Consider the following 19,341-nt stretch of genomic DNA (forward strand, 5'->3'; position numbering starts at 1 on the left):
CCTGCGCACCCTGACCGGTCGAGTCTGAACCGGGGCCGACCAGGCCTGCACGTCCGAGGAGGGGCAGAGCATCATGAGGCGCAGCGGATCGCCCGACCACACGCCGTCGACCGGCACCGCAGGTCCGGGCGGCCGGGGCCGCCGGACCGCCGCCGCGGTCACCGCCGCGCTGCTGCTGCCCGCCCTGCTCTCCGCCTGCGGCGGCCCCGCCGACGCGGCCGGCACCGAGGAGGTGACGGTGATGACCTGGGCCCCCTCCGGCACCGGCACCACCGACCGCCCCGGCATGACCCTGCTGGCCGAGGCCATCGGCCGCGAGCTCAACTCCACCGGCGGCCTGTTCGGCCGCAAGGTCAGGGTGCTCACCTGCAACGAGCAGAACTCCCCCGACGGCGCGGCCGCCTGCGCCGAGCAGGCGGTGGCCGAGCACGCGCTGGCCGTGGTCGGCTCGTACAGCCAGTACGGCGACAGCTACATCCCGGTGCTGGAGAAGGCCGGCATCCCGTACATCGGCGGGTACGGGCTCTCCACCCCGGAGTTCAGCAGCCCGCTCTCCTACCCCGTCTCCGGCGGCACCCCCGCGCTGATCGCCGGCAGCGGCAGGCAGCTGACCGAGGCGGGCTGCAAGAACATCGCGCTGATCCGCCCCGACACCCGGGCCGGCGACACCCTGCTCGGTTACCTGGCCGGGGCGCTCAAGGGCTCCGGCATCAAGATCAGCGACATCAAGGCGCCGGAGCGGTCGAACGACTACAGCGGCATCGCCAAGAAGGCCGTCGGCGACGACAAGGCCGGCAGCTGCGTGGTCGCCGCGCTCGGCGCCGAGCCGACCGCCAACCTGCTCGACCCGTTCCGCCGCCTGGAGCCCAAGCGCACCCAGCTGGCCTCGGTGATCGGCAGCTTCCAGCAGTCCGTGGTCGACTCCACCGGCGGCGACAACGGCCCGCTGGGCGGCGCCTACGCCACCGGCTGGTACCCGCCGGAGTCCTCGCACGTCTGGAACGTGCTGCGGACCACCGTGCGGCAGCAGGCCAACGGGGCCGTGATCGACGTCTCCGACCCCGGCGTGCAGACCACCTGGGTCGCCTACGAGGTCCTGCGGACGGCGGTCGAGCGGGCCGGCAACGAGAAGCAGCTGACCTCGAAGGCGCTGCGCAACGTGCTGGACAGCGGCGAGCCGATCGAGACCGGCGGCGCCACCCCGGCCCTCAGCTGGGGCATGACCAACATGCTCCCCAGCGCCGACTCGCCCCGCCTGGTCAACACCTCCGTCACCTTCCAGCGCGTCCAGGGCGGCCGCCTCACCCTCCAGCGCGAGGGCTTCGTCGACGTCCGCACCACCCTCGCGGGCTGACGGGCATCCGCCCGGGGCGACGACAACACACGTGGTGACCCTGGGGGCGCGAGGAACGCACGCGGTGATCCCGGGGCACCAGGAACGCACGTGGTGACCCCCGGGCGACGGGAACGCATGCGGTGATCCCCGGGCGCCAGGGAACACACGCGGTGTCCCCGGGGCGATGGGAACACACGCGGTGATCCCGGGGGCGCGAGGAACTGCGCGAGTCGGAAGGCGGCCCACCTGCAACTGAGGCTCCGTCAGCCAGTTGCAGGTGCTGCCGTTCCCCTGCGCGCAGTTCCTCACGCCCCTGCGGGGCCTTCGGCCCCGAGGCACGCTGCCCTGCCGGGCCGGAGTGCCTAGAGCTCGATGGCGGACTTCGTCGGGAGGCCGGTCTGGGCGGCGATCGCGTTCCAGAGGGTGCTGGCCTGGTTCTTGGCGGTGGTGGCGGTGCCGCTCGCCGCGTCGCCGTTCTTCAGGTGCTGGTTGTCCTTCTTGGCCGGGTCGCAGGCGGCGATCGAGTCGGCCGCCCAGAGGGCGTACTCGCTGTCGGCGGTGGCCGAGGCCTCCCAGGCCTTCTTCAGCTGCTCGGCCAGCGCCGCCCCGCTCGGCAGCTGGTCGACCTTGAGCGCGGCCAGCCCGTTGACCAGCTTGGTGCGCTGCTGGGCCGCCTGGTCCAGTGCGGCCTGGGACTCCGGGAGCTTCTCGCACTTGCGCACCGACGCGACGGCGTTGACCACCGCCGTGCGGCTGGCGTTGGCGTCGCCGAGCAGGGCGGAGAGCGCCTCGGCCTGGGCCTTGGTCTCCGGGCTGACGGCCGCGCCGGAGCCCGCCGAGGCACCGGAGCTGGGCTTGGCGGAGGAGGAGGCCGCGGCCTTCTTGTCGCCCGCCCCGCCCTTGTCCTCGTCACCGCCGCCGGACAGCGCGATCACGATGCCCACGACGGCCAGCGCGGCCACCACGCCGCCGCCGATGACCACCCGCTTGTCGAGCCCGCGGCGCCCGGGCTCGGGGGCCTGGGCCCCGTAGGACGGCGCCGCCGGGTACTGCTGGGTCGCGGCGGCCGCGGGGAAGCCCTGCTGCCCACCGAAGCCCTGACCGCCGTAGGACGGCTGCGGCTCGCCGTACTGCTGCGGCTGCTGCTGGGGCTCGCCGAACTGCTGGGCGTCACCGAACTGCTGCGGCGCGCCGAACCCCTGCCCGCCGTACGTCTGCTGACCCTGCATCGGCTGACCCTGCATCGGCTGACCGCCCGCCGGCTGGGCGGTCGGGTACGGCGGCAGGTACTGGGTGGCCTGGGAGGCGTCGGCCGGGGCCGCCGGGGCCGCCGCCTGCGGCGGGACCCCGTACGTGGGCGCGGCGTACTCCGGGCCGCCCTGGAACTGCCCCGTCGGGAAGCCCTGCTGGACCGGCGGCGCGGACTGCTGAGCCGCCTGCTGAGCCTCCTGCTGGGCGGCGTCGGGCTCCGGACGGAACAGATCGTCCAGGTTGAAGTCGCCGGAGTTGTTGTACGAGCGGCGCTGGCTCAACGGGTTTCCTCACCTGTGCACGGCCTGCGTCCGCACCGCGGGCCTCTCTCGGTCTACCGCGCGCTCGCTGTGCCCCTGACCGCGCCGGAACGCCGACTATCGGCCCCAACCTACCCCGTACCCCTCAGCCGTGACTACGCGCCCCGGCACCTCTCACGCGGCCTCCACCTCGATCCTGGCCTGGAACTCCCGCACCGCGCGGTGGCTGCGGTACGGCTCCAGACGGCGGCGGAACTCGTCCAGGTACTCCACGCCCCGGTTGGAGCGCAGCCCGCTGAGCAGCCGGACGGCCTGGGTGCCGGTCTCGCAGGCCCGCTCCACGTCCCGCTGCTGGAGCTGGGCGGTGGCCAGCAGCACCAGGTCGACGGCGCGGCGCCGGACCCGGGTGGGCGGGTGCAGCTCCAGGGCGGTGCGGGCGTACTTCTCGGCCTGCACGGCCTGCTCCAGGTCCCGGTGGCAGTGGGCCAACTCGTCGGCCAGGTAGGCCTCGTCGAAGTGCACGATCCAGTCCGGGTCGTCCTCGGGGTTGCGCTGCTCCATGGCGGCCAGCGCCTTGGCGGCCACCGCCTCGCAGGAGCGGACGTCGCCGAGCAGGGCGTGGCCGCGGGCCTCGGCCGCGTAGAACATCGCCATCGCGGTCGGGGTGGCGACCGAGCGGGCGCCCTCCTGGGCGGCGCGGGCGAGTTGGGCGATCTCGCGCGGGTTGCCGAGGGCGGCGGCCAGGTGGCTCATGGAGGCGGCCAGCACGTATCCGCCGTAGCCGCGGTCGTCGGCGGCCTGGGCCAGCCGCAGGGCCTGGATGTAGTAGCGCTGGGCCAGCCCGGGCTGGCCGGTGTCCACCGCCATGTAGCCGGCGAGCTCGGTCAAGCGCGCGACCGCGGCGAAGAGTTGACGGCCGGTCTGCTCCCGGTAGGCGCCGCCGAGCAGGCCGGAGACCACGCTGTTGAGGTAGTGCACGACCACGGGGCGGACGTGGCCGCTGCCGAAGCGGTGGTCGAGGTCGACCAGCATCTGGGTGGTGGCCCGGATCGCCGCCACGTCCGCCGGGCCGACCCGGGGACCGCCGGCCCGGGCCACCGAGGGGTCGGGCGGGGTGATCAGCCAGTCCCGGCTGGGCTCGACCAGGGCGGAGGCGGCCACGGTGGCGCCGGAGAGGAACTCCCGGCGGCCGACGTCGCTGCGCCAGAGCTCGCAGACCTGGTCCAGTGCCCCGCTGAGGGTGGCGGCGAACTGCAGCCCGATGCCCGAGCTGAGGTTCTTGCCGTCGGCCATGCCGATCTCCTCGACCGTGACGCTGCGGCCGAGCTTGCGGCCGAGCGCCTCGGCGATGACCGCCGGGGCCTGGCCGCGCGGCTGCTGGCCGCGTAGCCAGCGGGCGACCGAGGTCTTGTCGTAGCGCAGGTCGAGCCCGTGCTCGGCGCCACAGAGGTTCACCCGGCGGGCGAGGCCCGCGTTCGAGCAGCTCGCCTCCTGGATCAGCTGCTGCAGACGCTCGTTGGGCTGCCGTGCGACGAGTGCTCTTGCGGCCATGGGCTTCGCCTCCCCACGCCCCCGGCCCTGACCGGCGGGCGACGATTATGCTGCTCGGTTGCCGACGTGCCGACCGGTTAAGGCATCTGAGTGCAGGTTAGCGATCAGCAACGCCAGCGGGATACCCACGGTGACTGGCCCGACCCCCACGCGCCCTGCCAAATGCCCCTGTGCGCCCCCTGTTGCGCCGTCAGGAGCCTGTTCCACCTCTACCCCGCCCCGAACGCCCGGAACCCAAGCGGCAGTTGCGTTCCGGCGCGGACTCCGCCGTGCGCCGGCCCCGGCGCGTCACCGGTTGGGGTGACATCGGGGCCGGAGCGAAACCGGGCCCGGCACAGCCCGTAACCCCACTCACGGACGGTAGTTGAGCAGCACGTGGAAGAGACCCCTCAAACGCCCAGGTCGGGCCTGCCCCCGCTGCTCATCGAGGCCGTCAGCTACGTCGAGGACCGGCACTGGGAGGTGGCGCAGGGCTGCTGGCTGATCGAGGGCGACGGTCCGGCGCGCTGCTCCTGCGGCGACCCGCGCTGCGAGCTGCCCGGCGCCCACCCGACCGGCCCGGAGTGGCGGCGCAAGGCCAGCGCGGGCCCCGGGATCGTCCGCAAGTGGTGGACGGAGAACCCGGAGGGCTCGATCCTGCTGCCCACCGGCCGGTTCTTCGACGTGCTGGACGTGCCGGAGATGGCGGGCTGCCTGGCGCTGGCCCGGATGGAGCGGCTCAGCCTCCAGCTCGGTCCGGTGGTCTCCACCCCGGCCACCACCGGCACCACCGGGCGGCGGCTGCTCTTCCTGGTGCTGCCCGGCGTGGTCGCCAAGCTGCCCGACATGCTCCGCCGGCTTGGCTGGGGCCCGGGGCGGCTGGACATGGTGGCGCGCGGCGAGGGCGACTGGATCGTCGGCCCGTCCTCCCGGGTCGGCCTGTTCAGCTCGGCCCGCTGGGCCCGGCCGCCGTCCGAGATGAACCGCTGGCTGCCGGACGCCCAGGACCTGATCAGCCCGCTGGCGTACGCCTGCGGGCGGGAGGCGGCCCCCCTGCGGCCGCAGGGCGCCCCGGCCACCGCGGGCCGCTGACGGTCCGTCGGCCCGGCGCCGCTCGAACTGCCGTCCCGCACCCATCTGGTGGGGGGCGCGCACCGCGCGGGACCACCGCGCACCGCTGACGGGCTCCGTCCTCCACCGGGGGCGGGGCCCGTCACGCGTCGGTGCAGGTGGGGAGGCGGACGAGAGAGCGGATAAGACACCGGTCTACCCGGTGATCACCCGGGGAAGCCGCTCGTACGAGTGACGACGCTCAAGGATTGCCGGGATCTGCCGAGGGGAGGAACTCCTCCGAGAGGAACGCCGGAGGGGCGCTCGGACGGGGAAGCCGAGTGTGGCGGATCGGGGGGGCTCTCGAGGGAGGGGCCGGGGGACCGGAGGGGAAGCGGGGGGCAGAGGGCCCGGTGCGAAGGGGACGCACCGGGCTCACGAGCTTCCCGGGCCGGCCGGCCCGCCGCCGGGATCAGGCCTCGGCGACGAAGAGGTGGGCGGTGATGTCCTTGGGGAGCTCGGCCGCGTCCTCCCCCGTGCCGACCAGCAGGCCGCCGACGCCGGCCGAGACCCTGACCGTGCTGCCCGGGCGGATGCCGGCCCGGCGCAGGGTGAGCATCAGGCCCTCGTCGTTCTGGATCGGCTCGCCGATCCGGCGGACCACCACGTCCACACCGGCCTCACCGGGGCGGACGGCGTCCAGGGCCACCAGCGAGGCGTCGTGGCCCTCGCCCTCGGCCCGGGTGTCGCCGAGCTCGTCCAGACCGGGGATCGGGTTCCCGTACGGGGACTGGGTGGGGTGGCCGAGCATGGCGAGCACCTTGCGCTCGACCGTCTCGCTCATCACGTGCTCCCAGCGACAGGCCTCCTCGTGCACCTGCTCCCACTCCAGGCCGATCACGTCGACCAGCAGGCACTCGGCGATGCGGTGCTTGCGCATCACCCGGACCGCCAGCAGGCGGCCCTCCTCGGTCAGCTCCAGGTGGCGGTCGCCCGCGACCTGGAGCAGGCCGTCGCGCTCCATCCGGCCGACGGTCTGACTGACCGTCGGGCCGCTCTGCTCCAGCCGCTCCGCGATCCGGGCCCGCATCGGCACGATGCCCTCTTCCTCCAGCTCCAGAATGGTGCGGAGGTACATCTCTGTGGTGTCGATCAGCCCAGACATCGCCGCTGGCTCCCGTTCTTCGGTGTCCTCACCGACAATTCTGACGTACCCCGGCGACAACGACGGCCGCCGGACCCCATGTTCCCGGGGCTTTCCGTAACACCTGCGGCGATTTCGTCACTGTTGACAGCCGCCGCCCCCAGGCCGCACCGTGCTCGCCGTAGCTTTCTCCCAAACTGCGGTCTGGACCACGGGCCGCCCCCACGGTACGGAGATCTGATGAGCGACCTGGTCGGGCAGTACTTCGACGCGGCGGTGGAGCACCTGCACCGGATCCGGACGGAGGAGGCGGACGCCATCGACCGGGCCGCCGCACTGCTGGCCGAGGCGGTCGAGGACGGCCGCCGGATCTTCGCCTTCGGGGCCGGGCACTCCTCGCTGGCCGCCCAGGACGTGGTGTACCGGGCCGGCGGCCTGGTGGTGGTCAACCTGCTGAACGTGCCCGGCATGACCGGGGTGAACGTGATGCCGGCCAACCTGGGCAGCGCCCTGGAGCGGGTGTCCGGCCTGGCCACCGCCACCCTGGACCTCACCCCGGCCCGCTCGGGGGACCTGCTCTTCGTGATCTCGCTCTCCGGCCGCCAGGTGATGCCGGTGGAGCTGGCCCAGCACGCCCGGGCCCGCGGCCTCTCGGTGATCGGCGTGACCTCGCTGGCCTATCCGGCCGAGGTGACCTCCAACCACCCCACCGGCACCTACCTCAAGGACCACTGCGACGTGGTCCTGGACAGCAAGATCGCGGTCGGCGACGGCGAGCTCACCCACCCCGGCGCCGGCACCACCTTCGGCTCCGTCTCCACCATCGTCACCAGCGCGCTGATGCAGTCCGTGGTGGCCTCGGCGGTCGGCAAGCTGGCCGACCGGGGCGTCACTCCCCCGCTCTTCCGCTCCGGGAACGTCGACGGCGGCACCGAGTGGAACGTCAAGGTGATGGCGGACAACGCGGAGCGCATCTACTACAGCTTCTGACCCCCTTGATTCGCCACCTCCCTTGTGATCATCGGGAGTTGAGCCCCCCGACGGGCGTAGCGGGGCTCCGCCCGGGGCAGTAGGTAGAGAGGGGAAGACGCGAGCGACGGGGGTCCGGATGGCGGTGGCCGGTGGCGGGCGGTCGATGGGCTGGGTCCGGGAGGACGAGCTGCTGCCCGAGCTGTTCTGGACGGCGGACTCCTCCTCGCTCCAGGGGCAGCGGCGGGCCGTCTCGCTCTCCCGCTGGGGGCTGGTGCTCCTGGTGGTGGCCGCCTTCGCCGGCTCCGCCGACGGCACCCTGCCGGCCTGGCTGGCGGCGGCCGCCTACCTGTTCACGGTGGCGCTGGCCGCCGTGGCCGGGCGGCAGAACCCGCAGGGGCTCTGGTACGAGGGCCGGGCCGCCGCCGAGTCGGTCAAGACGCTCTCCTGGAAGTACGCGGTGCGGGCCGACGCCTACCAGCCGCCGCCGAAGACCCTGCCGGACGCCGAGCGGCTCTACGACGTCCAACTCGGCGGCATCCTCGGCCAGTTCGGCACCAGCCGGGCGATCCCCCAACTGGCCCGGGTGCAGGCCGAGCTGCAGAGCTGGCGCGGACCGCTGGCCGGCCGCCCGGCCCGGCACCCGCAGATCACCGACAGCATGCGGCAGCTGCGCGAGCAGCCGCTCTCGGTCCGCCGCGAGGTCTACATCAGGGAGCGGGTGAAGACCCAGCGCGAGTGGTACCGGGCCAAGGCCCGCTCCTGCACCAACGCCACCCGCTGGGCCGACCTGCTGGGCGTGGTCCTGCCGCTGGGCGGCCTGGTGCTGGCGGTGCTGCGGGCGCTCGGCGAGTTCAGCTTCGACGCGCTCGGCGCGGTCTCCGCGGTGGCCGCCTCGGTGGCCGCCTGGGCCCAGCTGCGCCAGTACCGGCCGCAGGCCGCCGCCTACTCCATCGCCGCCTCCGAACTCGCGGTGATCGAGGCCCAGTTGAGCCAGCTCCCGCTGGACACCCCGGACGCCGAGGAGACCTGGGCCCGGCTGGCCCGGGACGCCGAGGACGCGATCTCCCGGGAGCACACCACCTGGCAGGCCCGCCGCGAGGTGCGCACCACCGACCCGTTGGGGATGTGACACCGGCGGGCGCCCACCACCGGACGCCCGAGGGCGTCCCCGACCCCGAGGAGCCCGATGGCGTCGTCACAGCTGGTGCAGGTGGGGGACGGCCGCACGCTGGCGGTGGAGACCTGGGGCGACCCGGACGGCAGACCCGTCTTCCTGCTGCACGGCACCCCCGGCAGCCGGGTCGGCCCCAGCCCGCGCAGCTCGGTGCTGTACCGGCTCGGCGTCCACCTGATCTCCTTCGACCGGCCCGGCTACGGCGAGTCCACCCGGCTGCCCGGCCGCAAGGTCGCCTCGGCGGCGGCCGACGTGGAGGCGATCGCCGACGCGCTGGGGATCGACGGCTTCGCGGTGCTCGGCCGCTCCGGCGGCGGGCCGCACGCGCTGGCCTGCGCGGCGCTGCTGCCCGGGCGGGTGCGGCGGGCGGCGGTGCTGGTCAGCCTGGCGCCGCGCACCGCGGAGGGCCTGGACTGGTACGCCGGGATGACCGCCTCCAACGAGCACGCCTACCACGAGGCCGAGCTCGGCCCGCACCGCTTCGCCGCCTCCTTCCAGGCCAAGTCCCGCCGGATGAAGGCCGACCCGGCCGCCGTGATCGACGGCCTGGTCCCCGAACTCCCGCTCACCGACCGGGTGGTGGTGACCGATTCGGGCATCCGCCGCCGCCTGCTCTCCACCTACGCGGCCGCCTTCCACTACAGCGCGGACGGCTGGATCGACGACGCCCTGGCCTTCACCACCGACTGGGGCTTCAAGGTCGAGGACATCACGGTGCCGGTCCGCCTGTGGCACGGCGCGGACGACCAGTTCTCCCCGGTGGAGCACTCCCGCTGGCTGGCCGAGCACATCCCGGGCGCCGAGCTCTACCTGGAGCCCGGCGCCGCCCACTTCGGCGCGCTGGCGGTGCTGACCGAGGCGCTGCGGTGGGCGGCGGGCTGAGGCCTCGTCAGGCCACCGGAGTGACGGGGGCCTTGCCGTGCAGCACCGCGAGCACGTTGTCGACGGCGAGGTCACCCATGGCGCGGCGGGTCCGGACGGTGGCGCTGCCGAGGTGCGGGGCCAGCACGGCGGTGGGCTGCGCCAGCAGCTCGGCCGGGACGGCCGGCTCGCGCTCGAAGTTGTCCACGGCGGCGGCGGACAGGTGACCGGAGGCGAGCGCGGCGGCGAGGGCGAGCTCGTCGACGATCCCGGCCACCACGCTCACCAGCACCGCGCCGGGCGGGAGTTGGGCGATGGTGGTGGCGTCGAGGAGGTGCCGGGTCGCCTCGGAGAGCGGGCAGGTGACCACCAACACGTCGGAGGTGGCGAGGAGTTGGGGCAGGTCGAGCCAGCGGGCGCCGTGCTCCTTCTCCGGCGGGAGCTGGGACCGGTTGTGGTACGAGAGCTCCATCCCGAAGCCGACGGCGCGGCGGGCCACCGCCTGGCCGATCCGGCCCATGCCGAGGATGCCCAGGCGGGCGCCGCTGAGCTCGGTGCCGAGCATGAAGGTGGGCGCCCAGGCCCAGGGCTCGCCGGAGCGGATCAGGCGCTCGCCCTCGGCGAGGCGGCGGGTGGCGGCGAGCAGCAGCGCCCAGGTGAAGTCCGCGGTCGCCTCGGTGAGCACGCCGGGGGTGTTGGTGACGGTCACCCCACGGGCGGCACAGGCGGCCGTGTCGACGTTGTGGAACCCCACCGCGTGGTTGGCCACCACCCTCAGCCCCGGCCCGGCGGCGTCCAGGAACTCCCCGTCCACCACGTCGTCCAGCGTGGTGACCACGGCCGCCTTGCCCGCGACCGCCGCCAACAGCTCCGCCCGGGCCATCGGCGTCTCGCTGTCGTGCTGCTCCACCCGGCAGTACGGCGCCAGCCGCTCCACCACACCGTCGACGAGCCGCCGCGTCACCAGTACCTGATCCATAGCGGTGGAGGCTACCCCAGGGGCGCGGGGAACTGCGCGAATCGGAAGGCGGCCCACCTGCAACTGAATCACCGTCAGCCAGTTGCAGGTGTGCCGTTCCCCTTCGCGCAGTTCCCCGCGCCCCTGGAGGCCCCTCCGGGGCCCCAGCGGCGTCAGACGGGCTGGGGTTCGAGGTCGCGGTTGATGCGCTTCCAGCCGCGGCAGGCCACGGTGTTGGGGTGTTCCTCACCGAAGAGCCTGAGCAGCTCGGTGAGGGCGTGTTCGCGCAGTTCCGCCGCCTGGCCGGGGTTGGACTTGCGGAGGGTGACCGCCAGGTTGGACTCGCAGGCGATGGCGTCGGGGTGGCCGGGGCCGTAGCGGTTCACCAGGCCCGCGTAGGCGGCCCGTTCGAGTTCCTCGGCCTTGGCCGCCTGGCCGGCGTCGCCGTAGGCGTTGGCCAGGTTGATCATCGCGTTGAGGGTGTAGTGGTGGTCGGGCCCCAGCACGGACCGCAGGGCGTCCACGGTGTGGCTGCCCCGGCGGATCGCGGCCTCGACGTCACCGCTGCCGCGCAGGTAGATGCCGAGGTTGTTCTCGCAGGCCAGCGTGAAGGGGTGCTCGTCGCCGAACAGGCGCTGGTGGCCCTCGTAGACGGCGGTGGCCAGGTCGCGGGCGGCCTCCTTGTCGCCGGAGGCGCTGTGGTCGGCGGCCAGGTTGAGCGCGCAGGCCAGCGTCTCGGCGGCCTCGGAGCCGTAGCGGTCGAGGTAGCGCTCGTAGGTCTGCATGGTGAGCTGCCGGGCCTCCCGGAGGTGGCCCTCCCGGCGCAGCGAGACGGCCAGCGACTTGGCGTTGCGCAGGTTCTCCGGGAGGTCGGGCTGGAGGACGTCGGCCAGTTCCTCGGTCACCTCCCGCAGCAGCTCGATGGAGCCCTTGTAGTCGCCGATCTCGCGCAGGTCGCGGGCCAGGTTGGACTTGCTGGAGAGGGTGTAGGGGTGGCGGGGGCCGAGCACGGCCTGGCGGCGGTCGAAGGTGTCCTGGTCGAGGTCGCGGGCGGCGGAGGAGTCGCCGACCAGGCGGTAGTCGATGGCGAGGTTGTTGGCGGCCGAGAGGGTGCGGGCGTTCTCCTCGCCGAAGAGTTCGCGGAACTGGCCGTAGGTCTCCAGGTCGAGGTCGAGCGCCTCCTGGAAGCGGCCGAGCGCGCGCAGGTCGGCGCCGAGCGAGCCGGCCGTCATCAGGGTGTAGGGGTTGTGCTCGCCGAGCAGCTCCTTCTGCCCGGCCAGGGTGCGCTCGTCGAGCGCCCGGGCGTCGGCGAAGTTGCCCTGGGAGCGGACCACGTTGGCGAGTTGGAAGTTGAGGCTGAGCACCTGGCGGCGCAGGTGCCGGGCCTCGAGTTCGTTGGCCTCGCCGGCCAGCCGGGTGGTCCAGGTGAGGTCGAGCTGTTCGGCCAGGGCGCGGGCGCGGTCCAGGTCGGAGCGCTTCCAGAGGTAGCGGACGCGGTCGATCATCAGCTCGCGGGTCTCGCGCTCGTCGCAGTCCTGGGCCCGGGAGGGGACCAGGTGCGGCCAGATCTTCTCGAAGCGGGGCCAGTTGGCGGGGTTGTCGGTGTCACCGAGCACGGGGCGGGCGCCGACCAGGATGCGGTGCACCTCGTGCATCGCGGCCTCCCGGGCGGGGTCGTCCATCTCGGAGCGGACCACCGCCTGCACCAGCCGGTGCACCTGGAAGGAGTTGGAGCCGGCGTCCACCTTGGCCAGCGCGTAGCGGCCGACCGCCTGGATCACCTTGCCGAGCATGAAGGTGTCGCTGAGGTCCTCGTCGTAGCGGACCAGCGAGCGGATCATCTGGTCGCTGTAGAACAGGTCCATGGAGATCGGCTCGGGGGCCATGAAGGCGCACAGCTGGAGGAGGCGCACCGCCGCCGGGGACTGCTCGCGCAGGCGGGCGATGGAGACGTTCCAGGTCGCGCCGACCGGGGTGGGGTAGTCGGCGGGGCGGCCGACCGCCAGGGCCCGGGTGGCCTCCTGGTGGAGCTGGGCGACGTAGGTGTCGACGGGGGTGCGGGTGGTGTCGAGCCAGGCGGCGGCGACCTCGACGGCCAGCGGGAGGTCGCCGACGGCCTCGGCGACCCGGTCGGCGTCGGCCCGGGACAGGCCGCGGGTGCGGCGGGTGAGGTGCTCGATGGACTCGCCGCGGGTGAAGACGTCGACCCCGAGCACGCCGGCCTGGCCGGACCAGGCCTGGTTGCGCGAGGTGACCAGGACGTGGCCGGAGCCGCCGGGGAAGAACCGGCGGATCTCCGACGGTTCGTCGGCGTTGTCGAAGATCAGCAGCCAGCGCGGGGTCGGGGTGCCCTTGCGCAGCGCCTCCCGGGCCGCCTCCGCCGCCTCGTTGACGGAGTCGCCGACCCGCAGGCCGAGCCGGTTGGCGAGCTCGGCCAGGGCGGTGGAGATCAGGTCGGTCTGCTCGGCGTCGATCCACCAGACCAGGTCGTAGTGGGACATGTAGCGGTGGGCGTACTCCATGGCCAGCTGGGTCTTGCCGACGCCGCCGAGGCCGTAGAGGGTCTGCGGGGTGGGCAGCACCACCATCGGACCGCCGACCAGGCTGTCCCGCAGCTCCTCCAGCACCCGCGCCCGGCCGGTGAAGGAGGGGTTGCGCTGGGGCACCGACCAGTAGGCCGGCTTGGTGCCGGGGAAGCGCGGGATCACCACCTCGGGGTCGGCCTCGGTCTCGGCCCGGCCCAGCGCCCGCAGCAGGATGGCGGCGGCCTGGGTCTCGTCGCGGCCGACCAGGTCGATCGGGTTGCGGCCGCTGAACGGGGCGGTGAGGCGGACGTCGCCGACCCGGACCGGGACGATCTGACGGCGGGTGCCCGACGGGTCGAAGCCGCCCATCGAGTCCCACAGCGCCCGGGCCTGAGGGGCCCTCAGATAGCCGGCCGAGAGCACCGCGACGGTCCGGGAGGCGGCGTCGATGCCGCGTTCGGTCTCCAGCCGGGAGTCGGCCCCGGCGCCGATGTCCCGGGGCACCACCCGGAAACCGGCGCTCTCCAGGACGGCGGCGATCCAGTCCGCCCAGATCCGGTCCTCGGGGACGAAGGAGAGGTAGAGGTCGGCGGGCGCGGTCGGGCGGCGCCGGGTGTAGGCGTCCACCCAGTGCAGCCGGACCTCCTCGTCCATCGGCGGCAGCGCGGAGATCCGGCCCCGGGTGAGCACGGTGGTGAGCCGCTCGCAGGCGGCCAGCATCGAGGTGGGGGTGCCGGGCTGGTCGCCGAAGGTGGCCAGGATCTCCTCGTAGGCGTAGAAGGGCCGGTACGGGATCTCCACCGAGCCCCAGTAGTGGGACAGGTCCTCGTCGGCCAGGCCCTCGGGCAGTCCGGCGAAGCGCAGCCGGGCCAGCGCGCGGCCGGCGTCCGCCTTCTCCTTCTCGCCCTCGTCGATGCGCATCGGCACCGGCAGGATGCGGATGCCGCGCTCGCGGTAGCGGTCGTTGATGTGCTGGGCGATCTTGGAGGCGCCCTCGATGCTCTGGTCGCTGAGGGTGAAGCAGACCACCAGGTCGTCCGGCATCTGCACGGTGCAGATCTCGGCGATGTCGGAGAGGCCGGTGCGGCTGTCGATCAGCACGTAGTCGTAGCGGCGGCTCATGTCGCGCTTGAGGGCGTCGAAGAACTGGCCGCCGTCGAAGCGGTCGTAGAAGAGGTCCCAGTCGAGCCGGCCGACCACCTCGGAGTAGTCCCGGTTCAGCTGCCCGGCGGAGAGGAAGTCCAGGCTGCCGCCGGCCGGGAAGCCCGGCCAGGAGAGCGAGAGCACGTGCGGGTGGACGCGGGCGAAGTCCCGGTGCCAGCCCGGCGGGTGGTCGACCTCGCGCAGGGCCTCCTCCCGGTAGTCGGTGATCAGGTCCATCATCCCGGTGGTGCCGGCCAGGGCGCCCTGGTCCAGGAAGGGGCGGAAGAACTTGGCCAGGCCCGGGGCCTCCAGGTCCCAGTCCACGGTGAGCACCCGGAAGCCGTTGGCGGCCAGGATCCAGGCGGTGTTGGCGAGCGCCATGGTGCGGCCGGTGCCGCCCTTGTAGGAGTAGAACGTCACCACCCGGCCCTGGCGGTCCTCGCCGCCGGCCGGCCGGGCCTCCTCGGCCGGGGCGGCTGCCTGGCCCGGCAGTCGCAGCTTCCTGGTCGGGTTGTCGGTCATCGGTGTCCTCCCCCGAAGCGGCCCGGCTGGGGCCCCTCCTCCTCGTCGTCCGGCGGCTCGTCGTGCGGGTCGTACGAAGGTCTTCCGCGGTCCCTCGGCGGGTCCTGGTCGAAGGCCTCCCTCAGGCGGGGGCGGAAGCGGCCCGAATCCCGTTGCTGCCCGGGCGGGGTGGTCTCCGCGGCGGTGCGGTCCTCGAAGGCGTACTTGGCCCGCATCACCGCGCGCGGCAGGGCCTCCTCGAAGTCGGCCAGCGAGCTCAACTCGCCCGATCCGTCCCGGAAGCTGGGCTTGGACTCCCGGCGCTTGTACCGCAGGGTGCGGGCGCTCAGCTCGGTCAGCGGCCGGTCCTCGGCCACGCAGTCCGGGTCGTCGGCGTTCCAGGGCTCCAGCACGCTGACCCAGGGCGGGTTGCGCTGGTCGAAGCGGGCCACCGCCTGCCGGCGCTCGTCGTCCTTGAGCGCCCAGCGGTCCAGCAGCACCAGGCCGGGAGCGTTCGGCGGGGCGCCGGCGAGCAGCTCGGCCTCGTCCTCCTCGAACTCGTGCACGGTCGGCTCGAAGCCCAACTGCCGTGCCACCCTGGCCGCGTGCTCGGCCACCGGCCGGGCGGAGGCCGGCTGGTACGGGTGCCAGTCCTGCCGCCGGGTGCCGTAGTAGTCCGGATTGCGACCCTCGGGGAGCTCGGACTGCGCGTACGAGTAGACCGAGATCCGCAGCTGCTTGGTGCGCGGCATCGGGAAGGCGCTGGGCTGGGCGTTGAAGTCCAGCGCGCGGCCGGGCGGGATGACGGTGTTCTCGGCCACCTCGACGATCCGCCGGGCCAGCCGGAAGACGGCCAGCTCGTAGGCCTTGCGGAAGTAGCCCAGGCGCATCAGCGCGTACAGGCCCTCGTCCTCGTACTCACGGCCGAACCCCCGGTGGTTGAACTGGAGTTGGCGGGCCACCTCGGGGAGCTGACGGTCGCTCATCGGCACCCAGAGCACCGGCACGATGCCGCTGGTGCGCTCGGAGGTCTGCCGGGCCGGGAAGACCGGACGCTGGGTGAAGGAGTGCCACTCCTGGCCGCAGGCCAGGCTGGAGAAGTAGCGGGGCGAGTAGAGCGGGACGAACACCCGGCAGGTGGCCAGCTCCTGGGACAGCCGCTTGGCCCAGAGCTGGCCCTGGTGCATGGACTGGTCCATGAAGCCGACCGGGCGGCCGGAGCGGTAGTCGGTCAGGGCCAGGACCGCCTCGCAGAGGTCCTCGTAGAGCTGGCTGACCCACTGGTTCGGGTCGCCGGCGCCCTTGGTCCTGGCCCGCGGTACGTGGGCGTAGCTCAGGAAGAAGTACGGCCGCTCCGCTCCCTCGTCCCACCCACCAGATTCCTCGTCGTACACACGCGCCTCCCCCGAGACATCCGGTGTGTTCTCTCTCCCAGGTGTGCCGTTCCCCCACAGAGGGCCTTCAGTGTAGGAAGGGCTGGTTCTCCAATGGAATAGGGCCGTCAGCCGCGCAGGTGCCGGTCGGCCACCGCCACGCCGTCCGCGACGTCCATCAGGAAGCAGTCCGCCTCGCCCAGCGGGCCCGTGACCAGGCTCGGCATCCCCTCCAACGCGCCGGTCATGCCCGGGAAGTGTTCGTCCCTCAGGTGCACCGCCTCGAAGGAGGTCCAGTTCCCGTCCGGCAGCACGCAGCCGTAGGTCTGCATCGGCGGGTCGGGCTGGAGGTACTCGGCCAGGTGCAGCGCGGTGCAGCACCAGACCGGGACGCCGATCAGCAGCGCCCTGGACCGCCAGGCCCGCAGCCGCCCGACCGGCGAGCCCTCGCCCAGGTGGCTGTCGAGCGGGTGACCCTCCGTCAGTTCGACGGCCCGGCGGCCGAGGGCGGCGAAGGAGGTCTGGGGGTGCCGGCTGCGGACGGCGCCCGGGGCCAGCCGGACCACCTCGGAGAAGTGGCCCAGGATGCGGGAGGTGGGGGTGGTGTCGGGGTTGAACGGGGGGCGTGTGCGCCAGTGCTCCCGCTTCTGCTCGTCCGTCATGCCCAGGGTGGGGGCGAGCGCCAGCCGGGAGGTGTTGGAGTTCTCCGGGGTCGCCGTGTAGACCACCAGGGTGCCGCTCTCGCCGAGCACCGCGAGCAGCGCCTTGAGCAGCGCCTCGGGGCCGCCGTCCAGCTCGCCCAGCGAGCGGAGCGAGGACTGCACCAGCAGGGTCTCGCCCTCCTCGACGCCGAGCTCCCGCAGGCCCCGCTCCAGCTCCGCCGCGCCGATCACCCGACGGCCGCCGACCGCTCGGCGGCGGCCCGCTCGGCCGCCCGGCCGGCCTCGACCGCCAGCCAGGGCTCCACGGTGGCCCGCATCCCGTCCGCGAACCGCAGCCCGAGGGCGGTCAGCGAGCCGGAGCCGGCCAGCGTCTCCACCGCCCGGGCGGTGTGCGCGCGCCAGGTGGCCAGCTGCACCCGGGCGTGCTCGGCCGCCGCGCTGGCCAGGCCGTCGTAGGCGCGCACCCGGGTGCCCCAGTACGCCGTCACCGCGAGGTGGGCGTAGGTGCCCTGGAGCAGGCCCTCCAGCGGGCGCGGATCGGGCCGCCAGGGGGCGTGGTAGGTGCGCTCGTCGGCCGGGTCGTACAGCTCGTGGAAGTCCAGCACCGCGCCCAGCTTGACGTGCTGGAACTCGTGGGCGAGCAGCAGCGCCAGGGTCGGGGCGGTGGCCGGGCGGGCGATCCCGACCGCGCCGAAGGCCTGCCGGGCGGCCGCGCTGACGTCCCGTCCGTCCGGGCCGGGCCGCAGCGGGGTGACGGTGGACAGCCCGGCCGGCAGGCCCTCGGCGTACTCCGGCAGGTCCCGCCGGAGCAGCTCCCAGGCCTCCCGCAGGGCGCCCGTCCAGCCCAGCAGTTCGTCCTCGGGCAGCCGCCCGGCCACCGGCCACTGATGGGCGTCCCGCTGCGGGTCGGTGTCCTCCAGGGCGAGGGCCGGGCCGCCGGGCAGCTCCACCCGGCGCACCGGCTGCCAGGCCGCGCTCCCCGGCGCGTCCCAGCCGACCGTCACCCCGCGCACCGCGAAGCCGTCGGCGGTGCCCTGCAGCACCGCCTCGCCGCCTCCGCCGACCAGGACCCGGCCGAGGGTGGGCAGGTGCACCGCCCCGTCCCGGACCGGCACCGGGAGTGCGAACTCCCGCCCGGCGCGCAGCGCGGCCGCGGCCGCCAGCTCGGCGAAGCCGCCGAGGTCGCCGCCGGGCTCGCGCTCCAGGCAGCGCACCGCCCAGGACCGGGCGTACGGGTGGGCCAGCACCGCGTCCAGCGCCCGAGGCGCTTCGGTGTCCAACTCGGCCAGCAGCGCCCAGGGTTCGGGAGCGCCGGCCGAGAGGGCGGCCAGCAGCCTTCTGGTCAGCCCGAGTTGGGCGGCGGCCAGCGCGCGGACGGTGCCGGCGCCGCCCAGGCCGTGCGCCAGCTCGTCCAACTGTGCCTCGGTCAGCGGCCGTTCGGCCGGGCCGGGCTGGGCCGGGACGGCGGCCACGGGGGTGATCCGGTCCCGGATGGTGGTGATCAGCTTCATCAAGTCCCCGCAGAAGACGGAGGGGTTGTCGAATCCGCGGCCGCTCCGGTAGCGGTGGGCGTACAGGCCCCCGCCGCAGGAGCGGACCACGGGGCAGGCCCGGCACTGCTCGCTCAGCCCGGCCAGGCCCGACTGGCGCTCCCGCATGCCCGGGTGGTCGGCCACCTGGTCCAGGGTGTGCGCGAAGACGTCGAAGCCGGTCTCGGGCGCACCGTCGAAGGCGGTCTTCAGGCTGTCGGCCTGCTCCAGGGTGCCGTCGGTCTCCACCACCACCAGGTCGGCCGGGTCCAGGCCGAGCGACTCGGTCAGGCTGGAGCGCCCGCGCAGGGTGCGGTACACCGAGTCGAAGACCCGCACCGGCACCGGGCGGCCGTGCGCCGTCCAGCGCTCGTGCACGGCCAGCAGCCAGTCCGCGTAGGGGGTCGGCCCGAGCGCCTCCGGGCGCTTGGGCGGCTCGTCGTGGGTGGCGTGCGGGAGCAGGAAGTCGATCCGGGGCGGGGCGAGGGCGACCAGCGCGTCGTAGACGGCGACGGGGTCGTTCTCCACGTCGATGGTGCAGAGCAGCCCGGCGTACAGGTGGCGGAAGGCGGGGCGGCGGAGCAGCTCGACGGCGGCCAGCACCTTGGCGTGGCTGGAGCGGCCGTCGGCGTAGCGGCGGTGCCGGTCGTTGGCGGCCCGGTCCCCGTCGAGGGAGACGCCGACCTTGATGCCGAGCTCGTCGAAGAGTTCGCAGAACTCCTCGGTCAGCCGGACGCCGTTGGTGTGGATGCGCAGGTCCAGCGCGCAGCCCTCGGGGAGGGCGGCGGCCAGCAGTTCGGCCGCCCGGCGCAGCACGGCGGGGCCCGCGAGCAGCGGCTCCCCGCCGTGCAGCACGACGTGGACGGCCGTCAGCCGGTGGGCCAGGGCGTGCTCCCCGATCCTGGCCGCCGCAGCTGCCAGCACGGGCTCCGAGACGGTGCGCGGCTTGCCACGCCAACTGGTGTCGGCGTGCTCGTACACGTAGCAGTGGTCACAGGCCAGGTCGCAGCGGCTGTGCACCTTGAGGACGAACTGCGTGAACGGGACCTGCGGCGGGGCGGGGGGCATGACC

13 protein-coding genes are annotated in these 19,341 nt (G+C 73.9%); 5 read left to right on the top strand and 8 right to left on the bottom strand.

Translation table 11 applies throughout. The features are described 5' to 3' along the window. The first annotated feature begins 73 nt into the window (after positions 1-73). Complete coding sequence (locus ACWEPF_RS20335) at positions 74-1,354, top strand: ABC transporter substrate-binding protein (protein ID WP_452173649.1); 1,281 nt, start codon at positions 74-76, stop codon at positions 1,352-1,354. Between the two features lie 344 nt (positions 1,355-1,698). Here ACWEPF_RS20335 and ACWEPF_RS20340 read toward each other — a convergent pair whose 3' ends face one another. Together ACWEPF_RS20340 and ACWEPF_RS20345 are read right to left on the bottom strand one after the other, a co-directional pair. Further along, positions 1,699-2,868 (bottom strand): hypothetical protein, encoded by a 1,170-nt coding sequence (locus ACWEPF_RS20340; RefSeq protein ID WP_452173650.1) that lies wholly within the window; start codon positions 2,866-2,868, stop codon positions 1,699-1,701. Positions 2,869-3,021: 153 nt separating this feature from the next. Then, positions 3,022-4,398 (bottom strand): transcriptional regulator, encoded by a 1,377-nt coding sequence (locus tag ACWEPF_RS20345; RefSeq protein WP_345283854.1) that lies wholly within the window; start codon positions 4,396-4,398, stop codon positions 3,022-3,024. A 375-nt stretch (positions 4,399-4,773) separates the two neighbouring features. On the opposite strand from ACWEPF_RS20345, the gene ACWEPF_RS20350 reads away from it, so the two are divergent. After that, positions 4,774-5,469 carry a bifunctional DNA primase/polymerase gene (locus ACWEPF_RS20350; RefSeq protein ID WP_345283852.1) on the top strand — a complete coding sequence of 232 codons (696 nt, stop codon included), beginning with the start codon at positions 4,774-4,776 and terminating at the stop codon, positions 5,467-5,469. A gap of 430 nt (positions 5,470-5,899) precedes the next feature. On the opposite strand, the gene ACWEPF_RS20355 is transcribed toward ACWEPF_RS20350, so the two are convergent. Then, entirely contained in the window at positions 5,900-6,592 is a 693-nt protein-coding gene (locus ACWEPF_RS20355; protein WP_345283850.1) for a metal-dependent transcriptional regulator, read from the bottom strand. Between the two features lie 219 nt (positions 6,593-6,811). Between ACWEPF_RS20355 and ACWEPF_RS20360 the strand changes: the two genes are divergently transcribed. The 3 genes from ACWEPF_RS20360 (at position 6,812) to ACWEPF_RS20370 (ending at position 9,599) form a co-directional block, all read left to right on the top strand. Then, positions 6,812-7,561, top strand: a complete 750-nt coding sequence (locus tag ACWEPF_RS20360) for a sugar isomerase domain-containing protein (protein ID WP_452173651.1) — start codon at positions 6,812-6,814, stop codon at positions 7,559-7,561. Positions 7,562-7,679: 118 nt separating this feature from the next. Further along, positions 7,680-8,672, top strand: coding sequence for a DUF4231 domain-containing protein (locus tag ACWEPF_RS20365; protein ID WP_345283846.1), 993 nt, complete (start codon positions 7,680-7,682; stop codon positions 8,670-8,672). A gap of 57 nt (positions 8,673-8,729) precedes the next feature. Next, on the top strand, positions 8,730-9,599 hold the full coding sequence (locus tag ACWEPF_RS20370) for an alpha/beta fold hydrolase (RefSeq protein ID WP_452173652.1): 870 nt from the start codon (positions 8,730-8,732) through the stop codon (positions 9,597-9,599). A gap of 7 nt (positions 9,600-9,606) precedes the next feature. Here ACWEPF_RS20370 and ACWEPF_RS20375 read toward each other — a convergent pair whose 3' ends face one another. From ACWEPF_RS20375 to ACWEPF_RS20395, 5 genes are all read right to left on the bottom strand, one after another. Then, positions 9,607-10,557 (bottom strand): 2-hydroxyacid dehydrogenase, encoded by a 951-nt coding sequence (locus ACWEPF_RS20375; protein ID WP_452173653.1) that lies wholly within the window; start codon positions 10,555-10,557, stop codon positions 9,607-9,609. Positions 10,558-10,709: 152 nt separating this feature from the next. Beyond that, positions 10,710-14,726, bottom strand: a complete 4,017-nt coding sequence (gene fxsT, locus ACWEPF_RS20380) for an FxSxx-COOH system tetratricopeptide repeat protein (protein WP_345283840.1) — start codon at positions 14,724-14,726, stop codon at positions 10,710-10,712. After that, positions 14,723-16,099 (bottom strand): TIR-like protein FxsC, encoded by a 1,377-nt coding sequence (locus ACWEPF_RS20385; RefSeq protein WP_449796901.1) that lies wholly within the window; start codon positions 16,097-16,099, stop codon positions 14,723-14,725. Before ACWEPF_RS20385 ends, fxsT begins: the two co-directional genes overlap by 4 nt. 107 nt (positions 16,100-16,206) lie before the next feature. Beyond that, positions 16,207-16,971: an aminoglycoside N(3)-acetyltransferase gene (locus tag ACWEPF_RS20390; protein ID WP_452173654.1), complete on the bottom strand. Its 765-nt coding sequence runs from the start codon at positions 16,969-16,971 to the stop codon at positions 16,207-16,209. Beyond that, positions 16,968-19,337: an FxsB family cyclophane-forming radical SAM/SPASM peptide maturase gene (locus tag ACWEPF_RS20395; protein ID WP_452173655.1), complete on the bottom strand. Its 2,370-nt coding sequence runs from the start codon at positions 19,335-19,337 to the stop codon at positions 16,968-16,970. Before ACWEPF_RS20395 ends, ACWEPF_RS20390 begins: the two co-directional genes overlap by 4 nt. Between the last annotated feature and the right edge of the window lie 4 nt (positions 19,338-19,341).

This window comes from Kitasatospora sp. NPDC004289, from assembly GCF_053602875.1.